Annotated in this window: 6 protein-coding genes and 2 pseudogenes; 2 read left to right on the top strand and 6 right to left on the bottom strand. The window is 73.7% G+C overall.

Translation table 11 applies throughout. The features are described 5' to 3' along the window. Nucleotides 1–2: 2 nt before the first annotated feature. Nucleotides 3–1,652 (bottom strand): VWA domain-containing protein, encoded by a 1,650-nt coding sequence (locus ACWC1K_RS47970; protein ID WP_450840237.1) that lies wholly within the window; start codon nt 1,650–1,652, stop codon nt 3–5. Nucleotides 1,653–1,769: 117 nt separating this feature from the next. Then, nucleotides 1,770–1,928: pseudogene (locus tag ACWC1K_RS47975) on the bottom strand (LysR family transcriptional regulator); the annotation flags it as partial. Here ACWC1K_RS47975 and ACWC1K_RS47980 point away from each other — a divergent pair. Next, nucleotides 1,923–2,099: pseudogene (locus tag ACWC1K_RS47980) on the top strand (snapalysin family zinc-dependent metalloprotease); the annotation flags it as partial. The pseudogenes ACWC1K_RS47975 and ACWC1K_RS47980 sit on opposite strands and share 6 nt — an antisense overlap. A 30-nt stretch (nt 2,100–2,129) precedes the next feature. Here the strand turns inward: ACWC1K_RS47980 and ACWC1K_RS47985 are convergent. From ACWC1K_RS47985 to ACWC1K_RS48000, 4 genes are read right to left on the bottom strand one after another with little or no spacing between them, the layout of a single operon-like run. Continuing rightward, nucleotides 2,130–4,064 carry an FUSC family protein gene (locus tag ACWC1K_RS47985; protein ID WP_450840238.1) on the bottom strand — a complete coding sequence of 645 codons (1,935 nt, stop codon included), beginning with the start codon at nt 4,062–4,064 and terminating at the stop codon, nt 2,130–2,132. 28 nt (nt 4,065–4,092) lie between these two features. After that, nucleotides 4,093–4,308 carry a hypothetical protein gene (locus tag ACWC1K_RS47990; protein ID WP_450840240.1) on the bottom strand — a complete coding sequence of 72 codons (216 nt, stop codon included), beginning with the start codon at nt 4,306–4,308 and terminating at the stop codon, nt 4,093–4,095. Between the two features lie 11 nt (nt 4,309–4,319). Then, the gene (locus ACWC1K_RS47995) at nt 4,320–5,318 is read right to left on the bottom strand and encodes an endonuclease/exonuclease/phosphatase family protein (RefSeq protein ID WP_450840242.1); all 999 of its coding nucleotides are present in this window, start codon (nt 5,316–5,318) and stop codon (nt 4,320–4,322) included. A 36-nt stretch (nt 5,319–5,354) separates the two neighbouring features. Next, nucleotides 5,355–6,101 (bottom strand): alpha/beta fold hydrolase, encoded by a 747-nt coding sequence (locus tag ACWC1K_RS48000; protein ID WP_450840244.1) that lies wholly within the window; start codon nt 6,099–6,101, stop codon nt 5,355–5,357. A gap of 90 nt (nt 6,102–6,191) precedes the next feature. Here ACWC1K_RS48000 and ACWC1K_RS48005 point away from each other — a divergent pair, with 90 nt between their 5' ends. After that, nucleotides 6,192–7,529 carry an aminotransferase-like domain-containing protein gene (locus ACWC1K_RS48005; protein ID WP_450840245.1) on the top strand — a complete coding sequence of 446 codons (1,338 nt, stop codon included), beginning with the start codon at nt 6,192–6,194 and terminating at the stop codon, nt 7,527–7,529. Nucleotides 7,530–7,643 lie beyond the last annotated feature (114 nt).

Genomic DNA, 7,643 nt, shown 5'->3' on the forward strand with positions numbered 1-7,643 from the left:
GGCTACGGGCGCCAGTCGATCAGTACGCCGTCGTAGAGCTCGGCGTCCGTGAGCTCCAGGGGGGTGGGGCCCGCGTGGAAGAAGGCCGTGTTGTCGGTCTTCAGTTTGCGGAGGTAGTCGAAGGCCTTGTTGTCGTGGTCGCCGAACGCGACGAAGGAGAAGAACACCTGGGGGTGGGTCTTCGCGGCCTCGGTGAGGGCCTGGGTGGCGGGGGTCTTCGCGTCCGGGGCGCCGTCCGTCTGGAAGATCACCAGGGCGGGGGTCTTCGCGTCGGGGGTGTTGGCGTCGTAGTGGGCCAGTACGGCCTCTACGGCTGCGTGGTAGCTGGTACGGCCCATGCGGCCGAGACCGGCGTGGGCGTCGTCGATGGCGGTCTCGGGGGAGGCCGGGGTGAGGTCGGTGGTGCCGTCGACCTCCGTGGAGAAGAAGACGACGTGGACGGAGGTCTTCTCGCTGCCGGCGGGGTCCAGGTGCTCGGCGAGGGCGAGGGTCTGGTCGGCCAGGGCCTGGGCGGAGCCGTCCTTGTAGTACGGGCGCATGCTCGCGGAGCGGTCGAGGACCAGGTAGATCTTGGCGCGGGCGGTGGTGAGGCCGGCTTTCGCCAGGGCGGCGGCGGGGGCGTCGGCCTCCGGCGCGGGGGCGGGGGCTACGGGCTCGGCTGCCGCCGGCTCCTCGGCTGCCGCCGCCGGCTCGGGCTCCGCCTCGGCTTCCGGCTGTGCCTCGGCCGCGGGTTCGGCTTCCGCCTCGGCTTCGCCTTCGGCGGGGTCGTTCCCGCCCGCACCACCCGTGCTGGTTTCGTCGTCGGCTGCGGGTGGCCCCTGTGGGGCTTCCTCGCCGTCGGCGGCTGCGGGCTCGTCGGCCTCGGCTTCGCCTTCGGCGGAGTTGTTCCCGCCCGCACCACCCGTGCTGGTTTCGATGTCGGCTGCGGGTGGCCCCTGTGGGGTGTCCTCGCCGTCGGCGGCCGCGGGCTCGTCGGCCTCGGCCTCGGCGGGCACGGGCTCGGGGGTCTGCTCCGGCTCTTCGGCCTCCGCGACCGGCTCGGGGGCGGCCTCCGGGGTCTCCTCCGGTGCCGCGATCTGCTCCGGCTCCGTGGCTTCCACCACCGGCGTGGGCTCGGGCTCGGCTTCCGCCTCCGGCGCCGCGGTGGGCTCCGGCTCCTGGGCGGCCACCGGCTCAGGCGTCTGCTCCGGCTCCGGCTCCGGCTCGGGAACGACCTCCGCGACCGGCTCGGGGGTGGGCTCCGCCTCCGGAGCAGCGGTCTGCTGCGGCTTCTCAGCCTCGACCTCAGCGGTCAGGGTCGGCTCCGTGGCCGGTTCCGGCTGCTCCTTGGGCTCGGGCTGTGTCTCCGCCGTCGGCTCGGACGGCTCGTCGAGCGTCGGCTCCGCGGTCACCTGGTCCACCGGCTCCGACGGCCTCGGAACCGTGACGTTGTCGAAGGCCGCCGAGACCAGTTCGTGTTCGTCCTGGTCCTCCTGGGACGACGAGCGCGGCTCCGGGACCTGCGCGGATGGGGTCGGCTGCGGCTCCGGGGAGGGGGCCGGGACCGTCGGTTCCGGAGTGTGCGAAGTGGTGAGGTCCGCACCCTCTGCTTCGGAGGCACGCCCCTTGCGTGACCTGCCGAACGCGTTCCGCAGGAGAGTGAGAATGCCCATGTGCGCAACCCTTCGCGTGAGTTGATCCCGTCAATCCCTGGCCAGGACGGACACGTAAGGTTAGCGGCCCCAGATGGCGATCTTGGGCAGGGGCAAGGGACAGCACGGTCACTCGTGTCAACCACGCCTCAACGGGGACGCCTCGTGTTCCAGCCACTCCCGGTAAGCCGGTGCCCGCCGTGCCGATTCCCAGTACGCCTCCTCCAGTGCCGGCAGGGCGCCCTCCAGGTCGGTTTCTGTGCGGGCCGCGAGGAGGCGTACGCCTGGGGGTCGCCCAGCGCGGCCGCCGTCACGGTCACCTACGACGCCTCCGCGGCGCCCACGTTCAGCGCCGAGATGGCCCGCAGTGCCCAGATCTGGAACGGCGCGGTGTCGAACGTGAAGCTCCAGGCCGGGTCCTCGGACGCCGACTTCTCCTACCGCGAGGGCAACGACTCCCGTGGCTCGTGACTCGCCGCACCCACCTGCGTTCCGGGCTCAGTGCGGTGACGCGATCGCCCGGGCCGCCGCCACCTCCTGCCGCAGTGGCTCCAGCACGCTGCCCGCCGGCCCGGTGAGGTCCGTACGGACCGGGTAGAGGACCTCGGTGTCCCGCACACCCTCCGCCAACTCGGCGAGCTGCATGGTCACTTGGCGGACCTCGGCGGCGGACGGCGTGGCCGCCCCGTGCCGTACCCGCACGGCCGCGGCCGTCGTGGCGTCCACGATCCGCTCGACGGCGACGACCAGCGGCCACCACGCGGCGGCCCGGCGGCCGGTGGGCGGCGGTTCGGTCAGGGCGCGCTGGAACTCCGTACGGATGACGGACAGATCGCGGTAGAGGCGGCGTCGCATCCGGGCGCGGGCGGCCGGTTCGGTGCCGTCGCCGAAGGTGGACTCGACGTACTGGGCGGTGTCGGCGACCGCGTCCGCGAGCCGGTCGCCGACGCGGGTGTGCCAGCTCTCCGGCCACAGCAGGTAGCCGGCGACCAGTGCGATGCCGCAGCCGATGAGGGAGTCGACCAGGCGGGGCAGGAGCAGGGCGGTGCCCTGGTGGTTCAGGATGTCGGAGAGGAGCAGGATCACGGGGGTGATGGCTGCCGTCTGGTAGCCGTAGCCGCGGGGCGTCAGCGCCGGGATCAGTGGGGCGAGGACCAGCATCGCCACCACGTCCCACCAGCCTCGCGGTACCGCCGCCAGCACCGCAGCCGCGATCACCAGGCCCGCGACCGTGCCGAGGGCCCGCAGCAGCGCCCGGGAGAAGACCGAGCCGAAGTCGGGTTTGAGGACGAAGGTGATGGTGAGGGCGACCCAGTAGGAGCGCGGCACGGGGATGATCGACACCAGGGCCTGCGCGATGCCGATGCAGAGTGCGAGGCGCAGTCCGTAGCGCCAGGAGTTGGCGGAGAGGGTGACGTTGCGGGCGGCACGGGCGGCGCGGATCGACAGGGCCGCCGGGCGGCCGAGGCGGTCGTCGATGCCCCTCGGGTCCACATCGGGCGCGGTGACGACCTCGGCGGCGTGCCGCAGGGCGTGGTCGACGGCGCGGGCGGTCTCCGACGCCGGCACGGGCAGTGTCAGCCCTATCGGTCCGGTGTAGCCGGTCTCCACGGCCTGCGCGAGGTGGCGTACGGCCTCCGGGACCTCCGGCGGGAGGGCGGTGCCGCTCAGCCGGACGGCCGGTGCGGCTTCCACGACCGGGGTGATGGCGTTCAACTGGGCGAGCAGGCGGGTGAGTTCGGGGCTGCGGCCGTGGTGGCGGGCGCGGCGGGCGAGGACGAGGTCGTACGACTGGTTCAGGGACTGGGTGACGGCGTGGCGCGCGGCGTCGTACTCCTGGGTGCCGCAGGCGGACATCAGCGTGGCCACGGTCCGGTAGGTGTCCGCGACCGCCGCCCGCTCCGGCACCCCGGACCGCAGGGGCCAGGCGAGCAGCGCGAGAAGGAGGACCAGCAGTCCGCCGCCGGACATCAGCAGGGGCGCGAGCCACCAGTCGCCCGGCATCGGCAGTCCCGCGCCGACCACGGAGTTGAGGAGCAGCAGCAGCCCCGACACGGAGGCGACCGCCCCGATCGTCGAGATCATCCCGGAGACCAGCGCGACGGCGGTGACCGTGGCGACGGCGACCCAGCCGTGCCCGAACGCCAGGGAGCCGAGGGTCACGCCGATCGCGCCGAACAGCTGCGGGATCGCGATGTTGAGGATCCGCATGCGGTACGCGTCCGCGGTGTCCCCGATGACACCGGAGAGGGCACCCATGGAGGCCAGCGCACCGTAGTCGGGCCGGCCGGCCGCGAGGCCGATCGCCAGCGGGAGCGCCATCGCGGTCGCCGCGCGGGCCACGGCAGCCCGGTTCACCGGGGCCCGCTGGGGCCGAAGGTTCCTTACCAGCCAGTCGGGAGGGGTGAGGCCGGCGGGGAACTCTCGGGACATGCGCCCATTATGAGCACCCCGGCTCGGCTCATCCGCGCTGGTGAAGCGTGAGGTCCGCGAGCAGTGCGCGGTGGTCGGTGCGGGTCAGGTTCAGGAAGCGGGTGCTGTTCGTCGAGAAGTCCCGGGGGACGAGTACGTGGTTGATCCGGGTGTCGGACGTGGGGGCCGTGCGGTGTGGTCGGGGAGGCGGGAGGGCGTTGTGCGGGCGGGTGTCGAGGGTGCGGCGGAGGGCGGGTAGGGGCATTCGGGTCCGGCTCATCCGCGCTGGTGAAGCGTGAGGTCCACGAGCAGTGCGCGGTGGTCGGTGTCGGTCAGGTGCAGGAAGCGGGTGCTGTTCGCCGAGAAGTCCCGGGAGACGAGTACGTGGTCGATCTGGGCGCCGAAGGCCGGGGCCGTGCGGGCGGGCCAGCTGGGTGTGCGGTCGTGGCCCGCGAGGCGGGCGGAGTCGCGCAGGCCGGTGTCGAGGATGCGGCGGAAGGCGGCGTGGTCCTGGGAGGCGTTGAAGTCGCCGGCCAGGATCAGGGGCGTACGGGCGGCGGCCGCGGCGTTCCGCAGCCGTCCGAGTTCCCTGCGCCAGAGGCCGACCTGGCCGGGCAGCGGCGGCATGGGGTGGGCCAGCTGGAGCCGTACGGCATGTCCGCGCACATCGGCGACGGCACCGGGCATGCCCATGGTCCCGGTCACGCCTGCCGTGCCCCTGAGTGGGAAACGGCTGAGGATGACCGAGCCGTGGCTGCCGTCGGCCGCCACGGCCCGCCGGTACGGGTAGTCGGCGCCGAAGTCCTGTTGCAGCCGGGCCTGGCAGGTGTACTCGCACTCCTCCACGAACACGAGGTCCGGCTTGTGGCGCCGGATCTCGGGGACGAGGGAGCCCGTCCCGCGCCCGAACTCGACGTTCGAGGTCAGCACCCTGAACTCGGCGACGGCGGCGCCGCCGGGCTCGTCCGTCTTCCCGTACGGCTCGATGAACCACGCCAGCAGCCCGAGGACGACGAGCGCCCACGCCATCCCGAGGCGCCAGCGGCCGAGCAGCGCGAGGAGCAGGGCCAGTCCGGCGGGGGCGAGCAGCCAGGGCAGGAAGGCGAGGACCTGGGGGACCGGGGTGAAGCCGTCGCTGTCGGCGGCCCGGCAGCCGACGACGACGCTCACCGCGGCCAGCAGCAGCCCCGCGCACCAGGCCGCGAAGCGCCGCCCGGCCCGCCGTACCGGCTCGTCCTCGCTCGCAGCGGTCCACTCGGCAGCCGCAGTGTCCAAGGTCCGGGCCCTCCGCTCAGGAGTGGGATGCCCGAATCATCCCCCGGCGGAGTCGATGCGCGCCAGGAAACCCTCCAGCGCCTCGTTGAACTCCTTCGGCCGCTCCAGGTTCGGCATGTGGGCCGTGCCCTCGATGACGTGGAGCGTCGAGTCGGGGAGCGCCGCGTGCATGGCCTCGGCGTCGGCGACCGGGGTGTAGGTGTCGTCGGCGCCCACGACCACCAGGGCCGGGACCGTGACGGTGGTGAGCAGCTCGCGGTAGTCGGGGCGGGCGGCGCGGGCGCGCAGGGCCGCCGCGGCGGAGTGGGGACGGGTGGCCGTCATCATGCGGTGGACATGCGCCTTGACCTCGGCGGAGGCGTACGGCGCGACCATCTTCTCCAGGACTTCGTCGGCGTACCCGCCCATGCCCTCCCGCAGCAGGCGGTCCGCCATGGCGTGCCGCACCTCGACGCCCTCGGGTGTCTCCGCCGCCGGGAAGGTGTCGGCGAGGACCAGGCCGCGGACGCGGGCGGGGAACTGCCGGTGGAAGTCCATGACGATCTGGCCGCCCATGGAGAGCCCGGCGAGCACGCACGACTCCACCCCCAGCTCGTCCAGGAGCGCCGCGAGGTCCTGGGCGAACTCCTCGAAGCGCGTGACCTCCGGAGCCGAAGGGGAGGCGCCGTAGCCGCGCAGGTCGGGGGCGATCACCCGGCGGGCGCCGGAGAACGCCTCCAGCTGCGGGTTCCACATCGTGTGGTCGAAGGGGTGGCCGTGGACGAGGACCAGCGGGATCGGCATGGCCTCGACCCTAGGGCGGTCCCCTTCCTCAGTGCAATAAGATCTTTGCCCTCGGTGCAATACCGGCAGCGGCAGCAAACAGGGGGCCTCGTGGACGCGTACCGGCGGATAGCCGACCGCATAGCCGACGACATCGCCGCCGGAAGGCTCCGGCCGGGGGAACGGCTGCCTCCGCAGCGGAAGTTCGCCCGACGGCACGGGATCGCGGCCTCCACGGCGGAGCGGGCGTACGGCGAACTGGTGCGGCGGGGGCTGGTCGTCGGCGAGGTCGGCCGGGGCACCTTCGTACGGGCCGCCCGGAGCGGACCCGCCGGGCGCGCACTCGTCGAACCGGCGACCGCGGCCCCGGTGAACATGGAGCTCAACTACCCTTCCGCGCCCGGCCAGTCGGAGCTGCTGGCCCCCGTTCTCGCGCCGATGCTGCGCCCCGACGTCCTCACTGAGGCCCTGCGCCCGGCCCCCGCCGCCGGGACCGCGCAGGCCCGCGAGGCGGTGGCGGCCCTGCTCGCCACCCCCGGCTGGCGCCCGGCCCCCGACCGGCTGCTGTTCACCGGCAACGCCCGCCAGGCCATCGCCGCCACCCTCGCCTCCCTCGTGCGGCCGGGCGGCCGGGTGGGGGTCGAGGAGCTGACGTATCCGCTGGTCAAGGAGATCGCGGGCCGGCTGGGCATTCGGCTGGTCCCGCTGGCCACGGACGAGGGCGGGCTGCGTCCGGAGGCGGTGGCGGCCGCCCACCGGGCCGCTCCCCTGGCGGCGCTGTACGTCCAGCCGACCCTGCACAACCCCACCTCCGTGACGACGGGTGAGGCGCGGCGGCGCCAACTGGCCGAAGTCGTGGGCGACTTGGACATCCCTGTCGTGGAGGACCGCATCTGGTCCTTCCTCGCCGACCCGGCCGAGACCGCCGACCCCCTCGCCGCGTACGCCCCCCACCTCACCCATGTCGTCGACGGTCTCTCCAAGCGGGTCGCGCCCGGGCTCACGGCCGGCTTTCTCGTCGTACCCGCGCATCGGGTGGAGGCGGTGGCGGCGGCCGTGCGGTCCGGGGGGTGGAGTGCCGGGCGGTTCGCGCTGGAGGCGGGGGTGCGGTGGATCGGGGACGGGACGGTGGAGCGGCTGGTGGCGGCGAAACGGGAGGACGCGGCGCGCAGGCAGCGGCTGGTCGCCGAGCATCTGGCGGGGCTTCGGGTGCGGTGTGATCCGCGGGCGTATTTCGCCTGGTGGGAGTTGGCTGCGCCGTGGCGCGCGGATACGTTTGCGGCCGCCGCGGCGGCGCACGGGATCGCCGTTACGCCGGGGACTGCCTTCGTGGTGGACCCCCAACGCAGTCCGAACGCCGTCAGACTTGGGCTCGCGTCGGCTGCCTTGCCTGATCTGGAGCGGGCGTTGCGGGTGCTCGCCGGAGTGGCACTAGGGGCTTCGTTGTAGGCCCGGGGATTCGTCTGCGGGTGCCTCGTGGCTGGTCGCTCCCCCACTCTCGGCTTCGCTCGAGCGGGGGGACCCCCATCGCGGCGGAGCCGCAGGTCGACGCCGCCCCGCGCC

It is taken from the genome of Streptomyces sp. NPDC001492 (genome assembly GCF_053597275.1).

Bases quoted from the DNA above. Each gene is read 5' to 3' on its own strand.
- ACWC1K_RS47970 (WP_450840237.1), bottom strand. From the start codon at position 1,652: ATGGGCATTCTCACTCTCCTGCGGAACGCGTTCGGCAGGTCACGCAAG.
- ACWC1K_RS47985 (WP_450840238.1), bottom strand. From the start codon at position 4,064: ATGTCCCGAGAGTTCCCCGCCGGCCTCACCCCTCCCGACTGGCTGGTA.
- ACWC1K_RS47990 (WP_450840240.1), bottom strand. From the start codon at position 4,308: ATGCCCCTACCCGCCCTCCGCCGCACCCTCGACACCCGCCCGCACAAC.
- ACWC1K_RS48000 (WP_450840244.1), bottom strand. From the start codon at position 6,101: ATGCCGATCCCGCTGGTCCTCGTCCACGGCCACCCCTTCGACCACACG.